Annotated in this window: 30 protein-coding genes; 10 read left to right on the top strand and 20 right to left on the bottom strand. The window is 60.8% G+C overall.

The annotated features are described in order from the left end of the window. From NH448_RS21735 to NH448_RS21650, 18 genes are all read right to left on the bottom strand, one after another. Positions 1 to 823 (bottom strand): hypothetical protein (locus NH448_RS21735; protein ID WP_253029452.1); only part of this gene is annotated, 823 nt, incomplete at its 3' end. 2 nt (positions 824 to 825) lie between these two features. Next, a complete protein-coding gene (locus NH448_RS21730) occupies positions 826 to 2280 on the bottom strand; it encodes a terminase family protein (protein WP_045994871.1) in 1455 nt (484 codons plus the stop codon). Beyond that, entirely contained in the window at positions 2280 to 2735 is a 456-nt protein-coding gene (locus NH448_RS21725; RefSeq protein ID WP_253029451.1) for a DNA-packaging protein, read from the bottom strand. Before NH448_RS21725 ends, NH448_RS21730 begins: the two co-directional genes overlap by 1 nt. A gap of 153 nt (positions 2736 to 2888) precedes the next feature. Then, positions 2889 to 3443 (bottom strand): hypothetical protein, encoded by a 555-nt coding sequence (locus NH448_RS21720; RefSeq protein ID WP_253029450.1) that lies wholly within the window; start codon positions 3441 to 3443, stop codon positions 2889 to 2891. A 676-nt stretch (positions 3444 to 4119) separates the two neighbouring features. Beyond that, positions 4120 to 4701 (bottom strand): 3TM-type holin, encoded by a 582-nt coding sequence (locus NH448_RS21715; protein WP_253029449.1) that lies wholly within the window; start codon positions 4699 to 4701, stop codon positions 4120 to 4122. A gap of 8 nt (positions 4702 to 4709) precedes the next feature. Next, positions 4710 to 5150, bottom strand: a complete 441-nt coding sequence (locus NH448_RS21710; protein ID WP_253029448.1) for a hypothetical protein — start codon at positions 5148 to 5150, stop codon at positions 4710 to 4712. Further along, a complete protein-coding gene (locus NH448_RS21705) occupies positions 5135 to 5365 on the bottom strand; it encodes a hypothetical protein (RefSeq protein WP_045995096.1) in 231 nt (76 codons plus the stop codon). The genes NH448_RS21710 and NH448_RS21705 overlap by 16 nt, the downstream gene beginning before the upstream one ends. A 61-nt stretch (positions 5366 to 5426) precedes the next feature. After that, on the bottom strand, positions 5427 to 5930 hold the full coding sequence (locus NH448_RS21700; RefSeq protein WP_253029447.1) for a lysozyme: 504 nt from the start codon (positions 5928 to 5930) through the stop codon (positions 5427 to 5429). A 255-nt stretch (positions 5931 to 6185) separates the two neighbouring features. Then, positions 6186 to 6908, bottom strand: coding sequence for a hypothetical protein (locus NH448_RS21695; protein ID WP_253029446.1), 723 nt, complete (start codon positions 6906 to 6908; stop codon positions 6186 to 6188). Between the two features lie 231 nt (positions 6909 to 7139). Continuing rightward, positions 7140 to 7562 carry a hypothetical protein gene (locus NH448_RS21690; protein ID WP_253029445.1) on the bottom strand — a complete coding sequence of 141 codons (423 nt, stop codon included), beginning with the start codon at positions 7560 to 7562 and terminating at the stop codon, positions 7140 to 7142. Further along, entirely contained in the window at positions 7559 to 7849 is a 291-nt protein-coding gene (locus NH448_RS21685; protein WP_253029444.1) for a hypothetical protein, read from the bottom strand. The genes NH448_RS21690 and NH448_RS21685 overlap by 4 nt, the downstream gene beginning before the upstream one ends. After that, positions 7846 to 7995: a hypothetical protein gene (locus tag NH448_RS21680; RefSeq protein WP_222569950.1), complete on the bottom strand. Its 150-nt coding sequence runs from the start codon at positions 7993 to 7995 to the stop codon at positions 7846 to 7848. Before NH448_RS21680 ends, NH448_RS21685 begins: the two co-directional genes overlap by 4 nt. Beyond that, positions 7992 to 8198 carry a hypothetical protein gene (locus NH448_RS21675; RefSeq protein WP_253029443.1) on the bottom strand — a complete coding sequence of 69 codons (207 nt, stop codon included), beginning with the start codon at positions 8196 to 8198 and terminating at the stop codon, positions 7992 to 7994. Before NH448_RS21675 ends, NH448_RS21680 begins: the two co-directional genes overlap by 4 nt. After that, the gene (locus NH448_RS21670; RefSeq protein WP_253029442.1) at positions 8195 to 8659 is read right to left on the bottom strand and encodes a recombination protein NinB; all 465 of its coding nucleotides are present in this window, start codon (positions 8657 to 8659) and stop codon (positions 8195 to 8197) included. Before NH448_RS21670 ends, NH448_RS21675 begins: the two co-directional genes overlap by 4 nt. Next, positions 8656 to 9009, bottom strand: a complete 354-nt coding sequence (locus NH448_RS21665) for a hypothetical protein (RefSeq protein ID WP_253029441.1) — start codon at positions 9007 to 9009, stop codon at positions 8656 to 8658. Before NH448_RS21665 ends, NH448_RS21670 begins: the two co-directional genes overlap by 4 nt. Beyond that, entirely contained in the window at positions 9006 to 9611 is a 606-nt protein-coding gene (locus tag NH448_RS21660) for a hypothetical protein (protein WP_253029440.1), read from the bottom strand. Before NH448_RS21660 ends, NH448_RS21665 begins: the two co-directional genes overlap by 4 nt. Then, positions 9502 to 10617 carry a replication protein gene (locus NH448_RS21655; protein ID WP_253029439.1) on the bottom strand — a complete coding sequence of 372 codons (1116 nt, stop codon included), beginning with the start codon at positions 10615 to 10617 and terminating at the stop codon, positions 9502 to 9504. Before NH448_RS21655 ends, NH448_RS21660 begins: the two co-directional genes overlap by 110 nt. Further along, the gene (locus NH448_RS21650) at positions 10614 to 11312 is read right to left on the bottom strand and encodes a phage antirepressor KilAC domain-containing protein (protein ID WP_253029438.1); all 699 of its coding nucleotides are present in this window, start codon (positions 11310 to 11312) and stop codon (positions 10614 to 10616) included. The genes NH448_RS21655 and NH448_RS21650 overlap by 4 nt, the downstream gene beginning before the upstream one ends. 138 nt (positions 11313 to 11450) lie before the next feature. Here NH448_RS21650 and NH448_RS21645 point away from each other — a divergent pair, with 138 nt between their 5' ends. Further along, a complete protein-coding gene (locus tag NH448_RS21645) occupies positions 11451 to 11723 on the top strand; it encodes a hypothetical protein (protein ID WP_253029437.1) in 273 nt (90 codons plus the stop codon). Positions 11724 to 11805: 82 nt separating this feature from the next. On the opposite strand, the gene NH448_RS21640 is transcribed toward NH448_RS21645, so the two are convergent. Together NH448_RS21640 and NH448_RS21635 are read right to left on the bottom strand one after the other, a co-directional pair. Continuing rightward, positions 11806 to 12252 (bottom strand): phage regulatory CII family protein, encoded by a 447-nt coding sequence (locus NH448_RS21640; protein ID WP_253029436.1) that lies wholly within the window; start codon positions 12250 to 12252, stop codon positions 11806 to 11808. A 65-nt stretch (positions 12253 to 12317) separates the two neighbouring features. Further along, entirely contained in the window at positions 12318 to 12536 is a 219-nt protein-coding gene (locus NH448_RS21635) for a Cro/CI family transcriptional regulator (protein ID WP_253029435.1), read from the bottom strand. Between the two features lie 145 nt (positions 12537 to 12681). Between NH448_RS21635 and NH448_RS21630 the strand changes: the two genes are divergently transcribed. The 9 genes from NH448_RS21630 to NH448_RS21590 all read left to right on the top strand — a co-directional run bounded on the left by NH448_RS21630 (position 12682) and on the right by NH448_RS21590 (position 17327). Beyond that, positions 12682 to 13377 (top strand): helix-turn-helix transcriptional regulator, encoded by a 696-nt coding sequence (locus NH448_RS21630; protein ID WP_253029434.1) that lies wholly within the window; start codon positions 12682 to 12684, stop codon positions 13375 to 13377. A 1303-nt stretch (positions 13378 to 14680) separates the two neighbouring features. Further along, on the top strand, positions 14681 to 14995 hold the full coding sequence (locus NH448_RS21625) for a hypothetical protein (RefSeq protein ID WP_253029433.1): 315 nt from the start codon (positions 14681 to 14683) through the stop codon (positions 14993 to 14995). Between the two features lie 85 nt (positions 14996 to 15080). Then, entirely contained in the window at positions 15081 to 15359 is a 279-nt protein-coding gene (locus NH448_RS21620) for a hypothetical protein (protein WP_253029432.1), read from the top strand. A gap of 358 nt (positions 15360 to 15717) precedes the next feature. Beyond that, positions 15718 to 15885 carry a hypothetical protein gene (locus NH448_RS21615; RefSeq protein ID WP_213226956.1) on the top strand — a complete coding sequence of 56 codons (168 nt, stop codon included), beginning with the start codon at positions 15718 to 15720 and terminating at the stop codon, positions 15883 to 15885. Then, positions 15882 to 16211, top strand: a complete 330-nt coding sequence (locus NH448_RS21610; RefSeq protein ID WP_253029431.1) for a hypothetical protein — start codon at positions 15882 to 15884, stop codon at positions 16209 to 16211. The genes NH448_RS21615 and NH448_RS21610 overlap by 4 nt, the downstream gene beginning before the upstream one ends. Positions 16212 to 16404: 193 nt before the next feature. Further along, positions 16405 to 16548, top strand: coding sequence for a hypothetical protein (locus NH448_RS21605; protein WP_213226952.1), 144 nt, complete (start codon positions 16405 to 16407; stop codon positions 16546 to 16548). Next, positions 16545 to 16796: a hypothetical protein gene (locus tag NH448_RS21600; RefSeq protein ID WP_253029430.1), complete on the top strand. Its 252-nt coding sequence runs from the start codon at positions 16545 to 16547 to the stop codon at positions 16794 to 16796. Before NH448_RS21605 ends, NH448_RS21600 begins: the two co-directional genes overlap by 4 nt. Positions 16797 to 16806: 10 nt before the next feature. Further along, positions 16807 to 17175 carry a DUF551 domain-containing protein gene (locus tag NH448_RS21595; RefSeq protein WP_253029429.1) on the top strand — a complete coding sequence of 123 codons (369 nt, stop codon included), beginning with the start codon at positions 16807 to 16809 and terminating at the stop codon, positions 17173 to 17175. A gap of 5 nt (positions 17176 to 17180) precedes the next feature. Next, positions 17181 to 17327: a hypothetical protein gene (locus NH448_RS21590; RefSeq protein ID WP_253029428.1), complete on the top strand. Its 147-nt coding sequence runs from the start codon at positions 17181 to 17183 to the stop codon at positions 17325 to 17327. Positions 17328 to 17397 lie beyond the last annotated feature (70 nt).

The following is a 17397-nucleotide window of genomic DNA, read 5'->3' as shown; positions in this document are numbered from 1 at the left end:
AATGGAGGCTGGTGTAGTAGTCTGCCGAGAGTTGGTAGCTCTTGAGCGCCGCCTTCGCCATGGTCAGCAGCGGAATCTCGTCGGTGTCGGCGTTGTTGTCGGTGCTGCCCAAGAAGACCAGGGGGATGAAGTCGAGCGGCGCCTGGTTAGTGCCCGGCATGTCTTCCTCGCCGACTGCTTCACCATGCTCATCCAGCAGACGCACCCGGTATCGACCCTCGTTGAGGTCGAGCACTCGGTAGCGGGCCTCACTGTCGTGACTGAACTCGTCACCCTGGTGTACGGCCTCGCGCAGCACGCTCAGCACCAGGTCGCGACGCCCATCGACATCAGCTTCGCGCCAGTTGATGGCGTCGAGCGCGCCGTAGAGGGCCACATAGGGTCGGCCGTCGCCATCCCAGTCAGCGAGTAGAGGTTGTCGGCCATAGGCCAGCAGACCCAGCACTGAGCGAAGAAACAGCGTCTTGAGCGGGAAGCCATCGGCCGTGGCCTCGTCCTGAAGGGAGGCCAGGGAGGTCGGTAGGTTAATCTCGGGTTCCTGGCGAGACACAAGCCCCATCATCGTACGCAGTGAGTCCTTCACCCACAGCGGGTATTGGGCGCGCCGCTTGTAGGACTGGTAGATCTCCCGGGCCTCGTCGAGCGACAGCATCGCGCTTTCGTCGGTTTTCGCCTGGTGCTCGAGGGCCAGTTGGCCACTGGTCTTCGGCAGGTAGCCGGCGCCCGCGGCCTTGATCGCCCCCTCGCCCTCGAGGCTATCGCGCATCAGCTCCCAATCGGTGAGCTTGTCGTCGTATTGGGGGTGTGTCGTGGTGACGGGCATAGTCAGGCGAGTCCTCTGATCCGGCGCATTCCGGCATTGGGACGCTTGCGCATCACGCGATAGCGCAGGGCGTCGTAGTCGTGATCTTCAGCGGTAGTGTCGATGTCGTCCGGATTGCGCTCGCTACGCGGCAGTACCGGCAGATGGGCGATGATGTTGCGGCAGTGGTCCATGAAGTAGAGCGCCGGCTCCTCGGGCGCCTCTTTGGCAGCCTCCTTCAGGCGGGTGCGGATCAGTTCAAGACCGTTCACCCGCGATCCAGGCTTCTTGTCCGACTCAGTCCACTTGACCCCCTCCGCCTCCATCTTCTTCGCCACGCTGTCGCTGCCGGACTCGTTGACGTTGCTGATCTGGTTGTCGGCGGGGCCTGGTTTGATCGACGCGGGTAACCAGTCACCCTCACGCAGCGATGCCTCGCGGTCCTTGATGCCTTTGGCGATCTCAGGCGCCGACAGCTTCAGGCCCTCGTTCGGCCCCTTGGCGCCGTACCACTCATGGCAGACGATGATCGAGCCCTTGGGCGGGCAGAAGGTGCGCCCGTCCTCCAGTGCTACCTCGGTGCCATCTGCCTCGGCATGCCAGAGGACAGAGAAGGGATGTGTCGACCCCCAGTCGAACGAGCGATCCACGTACCAGCTGGACGGCACGGCGAAGCGCGGCACGACATGCCGCGCCTCATGCCAGACGTCATCGAAGGCGCCGCCGGACACGATGTTCCAGTCGCCATCCTTCATCGCCTTGACCAGGGCGGGGTTGCCCAAGCCCTCCAGGCGGTCGATGTAGTCGGGGTCGTTGTCGAGCAGCGACGGGTTGTCGTTGAGGCGCGCAGGGATGTACTGGCGCAGCATGCCGCCATCGGCTTTCGCCGCCCTATGCACGTCCATCGGGCGGGCTGCGTCGACGAATGCGTACTTCACCCAGTTGTGGCCCACACCGCCCGGGTTCGATCCGCAAATAGCGCGAGGGAACATGCCCCGGTATTTCTCAGGCACCTCCAGTGCGCCCAAGCGCAGGCGACCGCGCAGGTAGCGGTAGATGCTCTCGGTGAAGTGCGTCAGCTCGTCCATCAACAGGACGTGGATCTCAGCGCCCTGGTACTTGAACTTATCCTTCTCGTGCTGGCAGTGAGCCAGGAAGATGCGCGAGCCGTTCCAGAACTCGATGTAGTGCTTCGAGCCGTTGTACTTGGCCCACCCCGTCTTGAACCACGGGGCGAGCAGCTCGAAGAAGCCGCCCGGGCCGTAGAGGTGGTTCTTCTCGAGGTCGTCGGACAGCCGGCGGAAGATGTAGACCATCAGGCCCGCGATCTCGGCGCACCAGATGATGGCGGCCACGCGCATTAGGTGAGACTTCCCGCCGCCGGCTGCGCCGCCGTAGAGTATCTCGGTGGCCTCTGAGTCGAACGCCTCCCCCTGTCGCTTGTGAAGCCTGACGTTGAGGGCGGCATCGTCACTCATCATTCCCTCGTGATGTTGATCGTCGGGGCGGTGGTCTTGATCTCGCCGGAGTGCTCGGTCTGCTGCTTGTCGCTCAGTCCCAAGTCGCGGGCGATGATGTTCGCGTTCAGTAGGTCGGCTGCGGCGCCAGAGAACTTCTGGTCTCGGATCACGGCCTCTGCTCGCGTTATGACCGGGGAAAAATCATCGTCGGAACGCCATTCGCGCCAGGTCGTCGGGTCGATGTCGAGAAACAGGCAAAGCCCGTCCAGAGTCATTGCCCGCATCTTCGGGATAGTCGCCATCACGACTTCCCCCTGATTGTGGAACGCCTTGGACTCCCACAGCGGGTGCTTCTCCACCCAATGGAAATATTCGCAGCAGGCTTCCCAAAGCAGGTCGGCACTGGCGAATAGCTTGTCGCGGCCGTGCTTGGTCCTGGCTTTCCAGAACTGGTTGCCTTTAGGTGCTGCCATGAGTGCCTCATTGAATAAGCGGTGCTGAGCTCACGGCGGACGGACTTGCCAGCCACCGTGAGCAATACGGTCACGCAAGCAGGCGCAGTTGCATCTGATCCTCGAGCATGCGGACCTGGATCGTGAGGGGTGGTCAGATTGACCCCCGTTTGCTTATGCCACGTCCAGCTTGAGCTGCATCTGATTCATGAAGTGGTTTATTTGCTCATCAGTACCATTATCGAGGATATACTTGATTTCCTCCGACCTCTCTCGCATACCGAGACTGAGAGATTTCTCATATGCACAATGCAGAAGCGATCGATACATCCCAGATGAACTGGCTATTTCGTGAAAGTCCTGAGGGGTAGGCCTAACCATTTCATCGGGGGAGTTTTCTGCCGCTCCTAGGAGCATCCCCTTGACGTCTTCAATTTCTATGCAGTCAAAAATTTCTTCTCCACGCTTCTCCGTGGCACTACCAACCAAGCGAAGAGCGTCAGATTCTGCCTTGGCAAGATTTCTCCCCGCAGGAACCTGGATGAAAATGGCGTCTACGACCAAATCATCCATCAAGCCATGGTTGAGGAGCTGGTTTAGTCTTCTTTCGGCATTTGATGCTCTGCCGATTTTCATTAATCCATGGCTGAATGTGATGCAGTACAGGCACTGATGGCTTCCAATTTCTCTTGCTTTACGTCTGACATTTTTTAAAGCAACGTTGCTCATGATGTGTCGTCCTTATGGCGATGAGCCTAGAGTTCACACGGGTACTGGCAGCCCACAGAGGCGACACGCTGCCGTCCCCAATAGACTCATCCCGTAAGGCTCTGTGGTTTGTGCGTCGTGTGAAGGACGCAGGCACAAAAAGCCCCAGCGAATGCCAGGGCTTGAGTGGTGCTGTTTACTTGACGCAAGGCGAATATATCGCCGGGGATTTATCCGCCATCCACTGTCGGTGTAATGGATTGCTCAACACGACAGGCTGAATAGGGCCCTTGGGAGCTTTCTCCGAAGGGCGGTCACCGGGTGAATCGTCTATCGACGCCGGGCCTTGGTAGCCAGGGGATCACCTTCCTGCGGCTGTGGGTGTTCAGATCGCCTCGCACGGCGCTTCTGGATCATCATCAGTGCAGTGCCATGCGCATGGAGAGTCCGTGTCGCCGTCGTAGATGCCTCGCTGGGCGTCCTTCAGATCAAGCGCTCGGCGCTCCTGCATTGTCAGCTCACCGTGATGTCTACGTGGGTTGCCACACATCCAGCACGAGCAAGTGCACCCATGGTTGGTGTACTTGCCGGCGGCGGCAGGCTCGTCGCTGCGCCAATAAGGGTGGACTCTTTCCTTCCTGCGATACCTGGCCTTCATCCGCTGGGAATGATGACGACGTATTGCGCGGGACATCTCTCACCTCGTCTTGATCGCGTCCATGAACGTGCGGGGCTGCTGCCCACGCTCGAGCGCCTTGTTTACGGTGCGCTGGCGGACGTTGATGCCCAGGGCGGCGCCCATGGTCACGAATAGCCAGATCAGCATGCCGGTGAACTCGGGATCACCCACGACTGTGGGGTCGATCACTATGGTGTAGGCCATGACGGCAGACAGGGTGCCCAGGGAGAAGGCGAACACCCAGCCCAGGGCAGGGCGCCATCCGCTCTTAAACCAGCCCTCGTGCTCCAGCTCGGCGCGCATGGTGCGCTGTGTCTCGGTCAGTCGAGCCGTCTGCTCGGCGGCAGCGGCCTTCTCAGCCTCGAGGCGCATAGCCTCCAGTGCCTGGCGATGCTCGTTGTTGAGGCGGACCAGCTCAGCACGCTTGGCAGGATCCTGAGTCGCTGCCACCAGTGCAGCAGGATCGTTCTCGATGCCCAGCGCAGAAGTGACCATAAGGGCGGCACCAGTTGCAGCACCACCCACAGCAGGACCGCCAAGCGCAGTGGCCACGGCAGGCGCGTACTTGGCGACTTCTTCAACGGCTGATCTCCAGTCCATGCTTGGCCTCACTCGCCGCTGTAGAGCGACGTGATGGCGGGGAAGCGTCCGCATTCATGCCGGACGACGCCCCGGGTGTCGGGTAGCTGATCAGGGGGAACGCCAACGATCAGCGCCTGCCAGCGCTGCACGCCTTCGCCACGGATCATTGGAGCATCCTTGAAGAAGGCGTTGACCTTCACGTCCATGCCGGCCTGACCCTCGAGCGCCCACTCGACGCCTCGGAAGCTGCACTCCCGATTCTTGACTGCCGAACCGCTCACGATCGTGGCAGGGCGCCCCAGGTATTCCGTCTCGGCCAGGCTCTCGATCTGCATCTCGGTGACCACCGGGAGCACCGACCCATGAAGTCGTGCAGCGGTGTCTGTCTGCGAGAACAGCCCAAGCCAGCCCAGGGCCAGGAAAAAGGCGGGCCAGCTAAGGGCCCAGCGTGCTATCCGGTAAGCCATTTGCGTATCTCCTCGGCTACGGTCTTCCATGCCATCAGAGCGCCCGCAAGACTGGCCAGGATCATCGTCACCCACTTGGCGGCCCAACCGAGGGATTTCCAGCCGCGATAGGCTCGCAGCACCTCGTGGATCAGGGCGACGTCTTGTTCTGAAAACTGGGGGTCAGTGCAGACGCGGCGCTCCAGCCTTTCGAGAGGATCGTCTTGTTCAGCCATAGGAACTCTCGGGCTGGTGTGTTTCCCGCTTTCGCGGTCTGCGTATTCAAAAGGGGGTAGATCAGGGCCGCGAAACTCTGACGGTCTCGTCAAGCCAGTGAAACTGGACGCTCTCGGGCGTCAGGAACAACTCGCGCTCGGCCTTGCGTCGCCGGGTCAGTCCAGCCAGTACGCGACCACCGGCCTTGTTCCAGCGCGGTAGCTCGTCCGCTGCGCCACGGTAATCGCCCGTATTCAGCTTGCGCAGCAGGGTAGAGGTCTCGAGAGCGGTAGGGCCGACGTTGTAGGTGAACGAGACCAGGGCGTCGAACTGGTTCTGGTTGAGCGGTACAACCACCAGGCGCTCGACGTCATCCTCGAAACGGGAAACGTCATGGCGGAGAAGGGCGAAGGCCTGATCCTCGGTGATCGTGTCGCCGGGCTGAACGCCGGAGCCATCGGGGTAACGGGTCGTACCCAGGCCGATTGTCCAAGGATGGCCGCCAGTACCGGGATCAGGGTATGCCTCAAGCTCAAGCCCCTCGAACTCGGCGACCAGGTTCAGTCCGCGCTGGCTGGTCTTCATGGCGACACCTCGGGGGAATAAAACAGCCCGCAGGAACGGGCAAAGACACCAGGTGGCGGCGTCATCACGGGAAAGGGTGCCGCCCGACCAGGACGAGGGAAGGCTCGCAGGGCGGCATAACGAACTACGCCCCGGCGTGAGGCCAGGGCGCAGGAACGAAAAAGCCCCGCCGGTGAGGGCGAGGCTTTGATATGTGCTGGCTCTTGACGGTCGTACTGCGAGCCTACATGAATTGTATGTTGCGAATGGAAAATGTCAAGCGATTCCCGCTTTTGCCATCAGAATTGCTTCGATTCGCGCATTTTTGGCAGCATCCTTGATCGCCTGGCCGTCCTTGAACATCGGCTTTCGCTCTTTGGTTTCCCGCCGCACCCGGCGTGGCTCCTTTGCGGCCTCGATGCGGGCAAGCTCGCGCTCTGCGTCGTCGGGGCGCATGGGGAAGACGTGCTGGCTGTTGCGGTGGCTGCGCGGCACTTCGGTCTCGACTACGGTTACAACCGTCTTCGCAGCGTCGACACATGCACCAGGCCATCCAAGCATCTGGGCGTAGCTGCCCAGGGCGGCGGCCACCTGATCGAATGTGGCGCACCAAGGGCCCTCGAGCCGGCTATCCATCTTCGCCGCCTTGATCATCAGGGCCATCAAGCGACGGGTGGGCAGTTTGCCCAGTACCACCCTGGCCACCTCGTGCCAGTAGCTGTTCGGGATTCCCTTCTCGTAGGCCACGAGCATCTGGTCATGCCGGCCACCACCGCCGCCTCCGCAACCGATCATGGCCACGGGCGAGTGCGCGTGCCAGCCCGGGCGCCGATGGAGCAGGTCGAGGCGTCGTTCCAGCTCCAAATCGATCAGGCGGTCAACGTAGGCCCGCGCTGCGTCATCCGTGTGCTCGGGGTGCGTCTGTTTGGCATGGTCGCGCAGATCGCTCATGCTCATGCGCCCGTAGTCGTACTGCCGCTGCTTGGTCGCTGCCATCATGCCGCGCTCTCCCGTTTTGCTCGTGCCTTGGCTTCGTTCGCCGTGCTGTGTTCGCTGATGCTTTGAAACCCTCGCCAGAGGGTGTAGCGGTCGACGCCGCCGTGAGTTGTCTTGCAGATCACGAACTCGCCGCTCTGTATCGAGTAGGTGCTTTTCCGTGACCACTTCACGACCGGCGCCTCGGATCGTTGTGGTATCGCCGATCTGGCGGGCGCTCGGATTGCTTGTCGCTCATACCGCCTCCACTGGAATGATCTCCACCCAGGTGCAGGTCTCGCTCTTACGGTCGATCTCTGGCGGCTCCATGATGATGCGGCGGACGTACTCGCCCCGGTCGTCGGGCAGAACGCCCGCGGCCACCAGGGCATCCTCCACGTGCTTCACGTTGGCGGAATAGTTGGACGTATCCCTCGTGCGCTGCCCCTTCCCTAGTCGCGGCTGGAACACCAGATCGACCATGCCATTGATCGGCTCCATGCCCGCGCAGGCAGATTTGGCCGCCCAGGCTGCGTCTTTGACTTCCCGGCTGCGGGCGAACCGGTTCTGGCGAAGAGCCACATTGGTACTGCTGGCGAGATACGGCACGAAGATGCGCACGATATCGGAGACCGGTTCCTTGTGGCGAAGCAGGGCATTGTCGATGTGGTCAGTCACTTGGAGGCCTCCAGCAGCCCGCGGCGGGCAAGTTGGTCGATGGTCAGGACGATGGCGCGGTCCATGCGCGCCCGGCGCTCTTGCTTGTCCATGTCGCGCCCATTGTCGATGTCGTGGTGGCAAGCCGGGCATAGAGCCGCGCATAGGCAGTCACTGGCTTTTTGGCCCATCCCCCGGTCTTGATTCGAGTGGGCGGCTTGAATGCCCCAGGCGCCGCAGAGGACGCACTGGTCGAGCTGGTGGACGTTGGCCAGCCACTGGCGGGAGCGATAGGGCTTGAGCCTCATGAATCCCTCCTGTCGATCTGCTCGAGAAAGCTGCGCATCTCCTCGCGGGCCCGGCGCTTCTCTTCGCGCTGCGCCCAAGCTAGGGCGGCGCAGGCGCCAAGGCAGGACACGATGGCGAAGGCGAATAGGGCGAATGTCGGGTTCATTGGCCGCCTCGCCTAATCTGCAAAATCTTGAAGATGCACCACACCAGGATTGGCGTGGCTATTGCGAAAATGACAAATGCGGTGAGCAGCACAGGGCCATGGACACCCGCCTGCCATGCCGAGTAGAGCGGGAACGCCCATACAAACGTCGCTACCACCCACAGCCACACAACAAGGCTGTAAAGGAAAATTTCGTCTTTCATGCGGCCTCCCGGTATTCGTCGTAGACCTTCAGTGCTGGCTCGCTCCATGCCACGTCGAGCTCTACGCCGGTGGAGTAGAGAAACTCGATGAAGGCGGCGGCCTCGGCCTTGCGGAACTTGGTGGTGGTCGGCCGGACGTAGACTGGTTCCTTGGTCTTCCAGTCCCAGACCCGCTCGCCCGGCTTGGCCAGCGGCGTGCCTTGCTCCTCCATCTCCTGGGCGAACTGGTTGACCAGGACCGCTTTCACGCCGTCGAACGAGTAGCCGCGGAAGGCCTGGCGATGAATGTCGGTGATCATGGCGTGGAACTTGGCGTTCTGGCTCAGGACGCGCCCGGGCCGACGCAGGACCAGCTCAACCGGACCGGCCTCGAGACCCTTGCTCGCCATCCGCCCGGCCATGCCCAGCACGCTCTGGAGGTCACGAAGGGACTCGATACGGTAGGAGTGCTCGTTGCTCATGCCGTGCCCTCCGCGATTACGCTGTGTCCTAGCTCGATGTCGCGGTCGTGCCATCCGGCTTTGAACCAGGCAACGAGACGCGGTGATAGGTTGGCCGGCGCGTGGCAGCCTTCCTTCTGGTCGCGGGCATGCCGCCCTTTCCGGTACTGGTGCCACGGGTCTGATCGCAGCGGATGGGCCCGGTTGAACTGGCGCCGCTCGACGTCCCGGATTCCCAGGCCCGCGGCCTTGCCTTCGATCGAGGCCCGGGAGCGCTTCAGCAGGGCCGCGATGACAGGTACCGGGGTGAACTCCTCGTACATTTCACGCAGCTTCTGCTCCTCCTCCTCAGTCCAGGCGCGGGGGCTCATGCATCACCTCCTTCGGCAAGAATCCCTTTGATTCGAGCGATGGTTTCTTCAGTGCTCTTCGGCGGTTCTTCACCACGGGTGCGCCAGAAATCCTCCGCCTCTTGCTGAGCCTTTCGCTCGCTGGCCTCTTGGGCCTTGCGGATCTCGCTTTTCATCTCATCGCTTTCGAGAAGAGCAACCCGGTCATCCAGCTCACCGCCTTCGAGGAGTCGATTGCACAGCGCCTCGTACTCGGCAAAGAACACCTTGCGCAGTCGGTATCGCTCGCCTTCGCTTGAGCAGTGGCGAAGATCCCACGAGCCGGTGGCAGTGGTGGCGTCCATGACGGCCTGGTGGCTCCAGTGGTGCTCCATAATCCGACCTGCGTAGGTGCAAGCCTCGCGGAAGGCGATCTCGGGTTCCGGCAGCCCGAAGTCTTTCAGGCGCGGTTTGAAGATTCGGCAGAGCTCAGCGATGGATGGCGGCCAGTTCCCGCCCTCGAGCTTGATTTCTTCAATAGCCATGTCGAGCGATTCCATCGTCGGCAGTGATGACCACCTCGCCATCGAAAGTGCGAGTTCCCGCTTGGCCAGTTGAAGCATCTCGCTCGTCGAGAACGACATCCGCCATGTCCTCGGAAAAATCGCCTCCAGCCGGGTAAACGCCCGGTTCACCAGCCCCTGAATCTCCTGCTTTCGCTCCTCCTTCGTCGAAAAGGCCTTCCGCCCAGGAGGTGTCGTAGGGGTCTGCGAGGCTCGCTGCGACACGATCCTGCTCTGCGCGACGGTTGCCAGCTGAGATGCGGTTTTCATGACGAGACTCCTTGAGCTTCTTGACCTGGATTTCGAGCTGATCCCACTTGGCGCGCAGCTTGGCGGGGCTGAGGATGACGCCTGACCAGAACTGGTGTTGGGCAGTCCAGGTGATCAGGAAGCGGATTTGTTCGACGGTGCGCTCGTCACGGGTTCGCATCAGGCGAAACTCGTTTGCCCAGGAGCTCATGTTCGGACGCTTGGGGTTGGTCAGGTCGGCACTGATGGCGGCGAACATTTGCTCGGCCATCTCGTGGTCAACGGGGTCACCCCATTTCTTCGGCGAGGACTTCTTCGAGGACTTTCTAGAACCTTTAGGTTCTAGAGTGTCTGTAGTGTCTGTATTTGTGTCCCCATCTTGGGGACGTTTTTCGTCCCCATTTTGGGGTCGGAGTCCCCAAGTTGGATCAGGCTTCCGTTTTGGGGACACCCGAGACTTCTGAGCCGAGAAATCCCACTCGCTGATGCGGGTATTGATGCCGATCGGGGCCTGCGAGCCGCCATCGCGACGAAGAACCTTCTTGGCCAACAGGCCGTTCACGGTTTCGCTGCAACGCTTGGTCGTCAGGCCAGTCATCTTGGCTAGGACGCTTTGTGAGAGGCGCGCTGAGGAGCGATCCCACCCGAAGGTGGCGCGCTCTACCGCACGGACGACACGGGCCTCTCTGCTCGTCAGAGGGGCCTTGCAAAGCGCCTCGACGATAGCGTTGGCAGTACGGACATATCCGTCTTCCAACTGTGCCCCCTTGCTTTCAGGCTCGGGCACTTCCCGGGCCTCGAAACGCTCGTGGTCGGAGATACGGGCCAGGTTGCTCATGCCACGTCCTCCAGCTTGTACTGAGCCCACAGGCCGGCAATCCAATTGACGCCCTTGGGTGTGAATTTGGCCTGGCTGTAGGAGTGGCCACCGTCCTCAGTTACGCCGGTCTTGACGACGAAGCGGTCAGCGTCGATATGCTGCTGGTACGGCATCCACTCGCCGCCCAGGCGGTACATGACACGGCTGTCTTGCAGGAAGGCGCGGAACTCGCGCTCGTTGGCCTGGAGCAGCTTGGCGACCTGGCGGAAACCCTTGTTGCCGGAGTCGGCGGAGACGTAGCGCTCGACGAACTCAACGGCAGGCTTGGCATGTTCAAGGGCGGCCTCAGCACGCAGCTTGCTCTCAACCTCGTCGGCCCAGGCACGGGCGGCCTCGACAGGGTTGGTGAAGTCGGGCAGGGCAGGCTTGGCCGCGCCAGTCTCGAGGTCGTACCAGCGCTTGATCACGGCAGCCCGGCGCTTGACGTCGTAGCCGGTGACCAGCACTTCGGTGTGGTAGCGATCGAGGAGGAAATGCTGGGTGTACCCGCGCGAATCCCGCTCCTCGGTGACATGACGCAAATCTGCGTCATCCCCCATTTGCTCCAACATCGTGCGAATGTCTCGGATCACGTCACCGTGACGCTTCCCGGTCAGCTCCGCGATTTCGCGGCTCGACATGGTGGGCTTGCTGGTTTCGATGATGTCGTTCATACTTTGATCACCTTTTGAAGTAGTGAAGCCCCGCCCTTGGTCGCCAAACCTGCGGGGCTTTTTCTCGTCTAAAGGGCGCCGGGCGCATCCGTGGTATCGTCGGAGTTTCCACACACACGACGGCCAAGGAGGCCCGACATGGACAAAACTGTGATCACTGACTTTGAGGCAGGTGTTCTCGCCGCCCTGACAGCCATCAAGGCGGGAGCATCCAAGAGCCCGGGTTTCAACACTGAGCTCATGGAAGAAACCGCCAAGTTTCTGAGCAGCTCTCTGCAAGGCGTGCAAGACCGGAAGGCCTTTGAGCTAGCCCTTAGCTCAATCATTGGTGACCCTTCGGACCTGACGGCGCAGGTCGAGAAGCAGACGCAGAATCGGTCAGTTCACGGCAGTGCTTACCGGAGCGAATAACCGCGTCGACAAGGCGTGTCTCTGGCACGCCTTGTTCATTCGTTTGTGTCTTGAAGGGGATGGTGTGCATATCATTCTCCTCTCAGGCCTTGGCCAGTCTCGGCTCGGCCATTTCCATCAGCTCTGATTCCAGAGCGGTCAAACAATCGATCTCGGCGCGGATGGCATTGCGGATGTCCCGCGCTTCCTCGGCGGTGATCAGCCCGTCATCCAGTGCCTGGCGGATAACCTGGGCGACAGTCCCGGCGGCGACTTGGTGATTCACCACCAGATCGAACAGGCTGGCGTTCTCGTCGCGCTTACCCTTGGCTACGGCTACTGCCCCGATCTCATCCAGAAACGCCACCAGCAGGCGCATATCCTTGGTGATGGAGAACATCAGCCAGAACTTGCGAAGCGAGATGGGACGGTCGTTGATCGGGTTGCACTGATTCACCAGCACCTGGTACGGACAGCCCACCGCTGCGGCGAGGCGCTTGTATCCGTAGTCCTCGGCGACTTCCTGAATGGCTGCTGTAAGTTTGTCCATGTGTATGTCTCGCTGGTGGTGAAACCTGCCCGGTGCTGCTGGGCTGGGCTAATCTGTGGTTGTGGTTAGGCGACGTACTTCTCGCCGAACACATCGGGGCGAAGGTCGATAGCGCTGACCGCGCCAGAACATGCAGCAACAACGCTCTGCACTCGGGCAGCAGGAACTTTGCCGGTGACAGCCCACTGCTGGACCGCTTGCTGAGAAACGCCGCAAGCTCGAGCGAGGGCGCTCTGACTTCCGGCTTCCTTGATTGCCTTGTTCAGGGCTTTGCGAGGCGTCATGACCTTCACTCCAAGAAAAACTTGTAACGAGGATAGCGCCATACCACGCGGTTTACAAGCCAATCTTGTTTTGCCGCTCACAAGCAATGCTTGTAGGCTTATGGGCAGCCACTTTGGCGTCCCACAGGCCCACCCAGGCAGGCAGATGGAATTCCCAGAGAGATTGAAGAAAGCGCGGGAGCGTCGAGGCCTAAACCAGACCGAGTTGGGCAATATTCTCGGCGTTTCCCCTCAGACCGTGCAGTTATGGGAGGCAGGTAAGACCATGCCTCGTCATAAGCGTATCGATACACTGGCGAAGCAGCTCGGTGTCCGTTCCCAGTGGCTGATCTTCGGGCAGGGCTCCATGAGTGAGTTAGGGCCTGACGAGATGGTGATGCACGACACTGAGATCGTTGAGGACGAAGGACCGCTCGCGCCTGACGAGATCGAGATCCCATTCTTTCGGGAAGTCGAGATGGCGGCAGGCGATGGTCGGACCGAGGTAATCGAGAATCACGGGTGCTCTATGCGGTTCAGCCTGGTCAGGCTGGCTAAGGCCGGAATTCAGCCACACAATGCAGCCTGCGCAACGGTTGCTGGCAACTCCATGGAACCCGTCATCAAAGACGGCTCGCCGATCGGCATAGACAAGGGCTGTCGTCACATCATTGACGGCGAGGTCTACGCGCTTGATCACGGTGGCATGCTGCGTGTTAAGCGCCTGTATCGAGCGCCGCTCAACCGTATGCGTGTAGTTAGCGACAACCAAGCCGAGTATCCCGAGGAGGTCTACATGATTGGAGACCCCGAGGCACCACGCATCATCGGACGTGTGTTTTGGTGGGAGACTTTTGCCTAGTCAATTGCGATGGAAGAGCGAGAGGGAGAAATATGAGGCAGTTTGTGGCAATCGCTGTATTGTTGGCGCCAATAGCCGGATGTGTTGCAGGTCACGAACAGTCGGCCAGCTTCCGCCCTGTTCCCCAGGTCGCGGCACAACAAGATGCCTGCTCCGGAGTCACTTCCGATGACATTGCAACGTATCAGTCTGGCGCGGAGTTTGAGTTTGTTGATGCCGGGCATCTTGGATGCAAAGTTTATGAGCGAGGGATGGTCCAGGGGATTCGCTATCAAATAGTGCATGATGGCAGTAAGGCAGGGGCCTTCAGTAGCCCGGACGAGCCTTCTTACCCCGGCGCCAGAGACACCTCATGGGCAGTTAGTTGCAGCACTGACGCGATGACGGATGACAGGTCATGCACTATCAAGCGCGGCGACTTTTTCTTGTTTTGGCAGAATGGCAAGTACTTCCTGTCATTGCTGGGGGATCAGTATCCGCGATCTGATCTTGTCTTCAGGGTTGACTCGAATCAGCCTTTGTCTGCGAGAGAGGACGTTATGCTGAGCGGATCAAAGGCTCAGAGCCTGATTGATCAGATGCACGCTGGGAGCGTGCTTCGAACCCGATACACCTCGTGGCCGCGCGGCATCCATAAAGACTCTACTTACTCGACATCAGGCTTCCCAGAAGCCCTGGAGTACATGAACAGCATCCGGTAGGCCACCAGTTTGACCACACAGCCGCCTTTGAGGCGGTTTTTTTGTGCCTAAAAAACAAGCGATTACAATCTAAACTTGTTTTCTTGTCGTTTATGGCTTGCAGAAACAAGATAAACTTGTAGACTGTGAAGCGTGGACAGGGCAGCAGCCCACCACCGGCCACCTGGCCACGCTCTTTAACAATCTGACGTAGTAATCGCACAGCTATCCCGCATGCAGAGGCGTGAAGACCACCAGAAGAATAGGTCGGCGTCGCGGGGCATCCCCCTAAAACGGTTGGGGGCTGTAGGGCTGCTGGGGGACACCTGCCTCAGGAGCTACCGATGGCGACATCGGCGGTGCGAGAGAGACGAATTCCGGGCTTTGCCACGGCAGAGCCCATCCGAGAGGGTTGAATGCGCAGGCTGATGCGCAATCAATGACGTAGGCCAAGCATCCTGCAGGTCGCAAGCCTGCAGGCTCCGCGCCGGGGACGGCGAGAGATAAAACATCGTCAAGCGGCTTGGTAGGAACCATGAGAACCGTTCGCGCGCGTCATTGATGCAAAAGCCGGAGATCAGCACCGGCCAGCCCTCTCGGATGCACAGCGACAGGAGAGCGTGATGGATAAGCAGGAGTGGAACGGTGAAGGCCTGCCCCCGGTGGGCACAGTTTGCGAGATCGACTGCGGCTTAGATGATTGGGAGCGATGCGAAATCATCGCCCACCACAACGGCAAAGCAATCTTCCATCTGAAGCACAACAACTCGTATTACTCGGCAAAGCACGGGTACCGCCCCATACCCAGTCTTGAAGACAAGGTGATCAGCGAAATGGTTGCCGACACATTCGTGCGAGGCCATGGCCCATTGCTCTACGGGCGGGAGCGCATCGCCAGAATGCTCTATCGGGCCGGGTGGCGTAAGACCAAAGAGTAATCAGTGATCGACGCCCTGCACAGCGGGGCGTCATCCACCAGCCTTCTCGCTGAGAGGGCTGATGGATGACAACGGGAGAGTCGAGATGCACATCACCGAAGACATGATCACCCCGCACCACCTGCTCGCCGCCGAGCGCTGGATCAGCGCAAACGGCATGCCGGAGACCGATGCGGAAATGGCCCGGATGGGTCGGGAAGTGGCGCAAGAGGCGCAGCGGGTCGTCGAGCACATGGCGTGCAAGGCCTTCGAAGCGCTGGATGCCCATAAGGAAGATCAGAAGGCGGGCGTCGAGACGCTGGCTGGAATGCAGGGCCGGGAGTTCATGCAGGACATCTACAACGAGCTGCGCCGCAGGGCGTGACAACCAGGGTTACGCGATCCGCTGCGCAGTGCGGCCCAGCGCCCCGCCCCGGGCCAGAGTACGGGGCCATCGGAGAGGGTTGTGAGTGATGGCGTGGCGCAGTGTTAACCGACGGCCCGGCATTTCGCGAGTGCGGTGATCGGTTGCGTAGCGATTGGCAATAACCCAAGGGTAGCGCTGCCCCTGGAGCGGTTGCCAGACGTGAGGCTTAGCGCACCTAACCATGGAGTTGGGAGGTCGCCCGTTGTGGGTCGCCATCACTCACAGTCTTCCCCGATGCACCCGCATCACCACCTGTTCCCTGCATTGCCGCTCACCCGAGCGGCTTTTTTTGGGCCCCATTCAAGGAGGGCAGCACATGAACCCAATCCGCGAGTTCGCCGTCTGGGCGGTCAGCATGCTGCCCCCTGACGCATCGAACGAGACCATCGCCATCACCGTGATGGGCTCGTTTTTCGCTTTCTTCACTGCCCTGGGCGGCCTGGCTGGCCTTCTGGGGTGGATCTGCACGAGGGGTAGGGCATGAGCGAGACCAAATTCACACCGGGGCCGTGGTTCGCGTATGACGACCACCCTCAGCACGCCTGCTACCACATTGCGACGGCTGATTATTGGCATGACGACCTGGCCACCATCTATTCGCCGGGCGACCCCGAGGCGGACGCAAACGCCAGCCTGATCGCGGCGGCGCCGGAGCTGTATGAGGCGCTGGCCGCCTTCGAGAGGGTTGTCGATCTTTGGCTGCCCGCAGATAGCGAAGTGGATGCAGAGCATTACGGAGAGGCAGAAGCCCTTGCTGGGCTTCGCCGAACCATGGCTGATGCCCTGGCCAAAGCCCGGGGCCAGTCATGACCCCCGATAAATCCTGGCTGGTGGTGTTCGCCATTCTGTACGCCATCGCATTCATCGGCGCCGCTTGGTGCGGCAGGAGGTAGGTATGTGCACGAGTGGATGGAGCAAACACTCGAGGGACATCGAGGCCCTGCGAGACGCTGGCCGAGAGCCGGGGGCGTACCCGGTCGATGACGCGATCAAAGAGGCTCTGATGGCTGACCAGCTGTCGATGGACGGTCTGATCATGGCCGTTGCCGAGGTGTTTCTGAGCAACGGTTATCGGGGCGGCTCGGAGGTCAATCGAGCGATCGAGATCGCCCTGGACCAGCACTACCGGAGGAGGGCGGCGGCATGACGTTCATGACCACCGTTGCCGGTATTCCGTGCCGGTGCCGGGTGACGTTCTACAGCCATGGGGCGCCGATGCGCACCACCGGCTGGGGATACGGTGACGCCGATCCGCCGGAGCCGGAGGAATTCGAGTTCGACATCCTCGACCGCCGCGGTTACCCGGCGGCGTGGCTCGAGGCCAAGCTCACCGACGACGACTACGACCGGCTGCTCAGCGAATACCACGAGAAGCGGGACGCCTGGGCGGCATGAGGAGGGAGGCATGAGCGAGTGGATCAGCGTAAAGGATCGGCTGCCGGGAGTCGGCGTCCCTGTAATGGTTGCCTTCGAGGGTTGCCCTACCCCGGTGACAGCCTTCATCGACTCCGCTCATGGAGAGTGGATGCCCTACACCGATCACATCTCATGGAATGGAGAGGTGCAATTTAGAGCCTTCGATGATGGCGACAAGCCAACTCACTGGCAAAACTGCCCGGCGACGCCGGCAGGTCAGGTAATCACATGCGATACGTGCGACGGCGATGGCTCTATAGACCAGACGCTGGGCGGATATGCCGAAAGCATGATTCATGTCTGCCCAGACTGCGGCGGAGTGGGCGAAATCATACTGCCAGCGCCGACAGAGGAGTAAACATCATGCGAGCACTGATCTTGATCACCGTCCTGTCCCTGGCCGGGTGCAGCAGCCAGCCGATCGACCGGGAATTCGGACATCGCCACGGCTACGACGCCATGCGGTCGATGATCCAGTCCACAGGGGCAATCCATCACGGGGTTGACTGACGAGAAGCCCCAGCCGATGGCGGTCGGACTGGGGCGGATACCAACAGTATCGAGGAGAGGGTAGCGCAAT

The sequence above is a fragment of the Halomonas sp. OfavH-34-E genome (assembly GCF_024124525.1).
Taxonomy (GTDB): domain Bacteria; phylum Pseudomonadota; class Gammaproteobacteria; order Pseudomonadales; family Halomonadaceae; genus Halomonas; species Halomonas litopenaei.
Note: the sequence above shows the minus strand (reverse complement) of the source record. Positions and strands in the feature narration are given on the sequence as shown.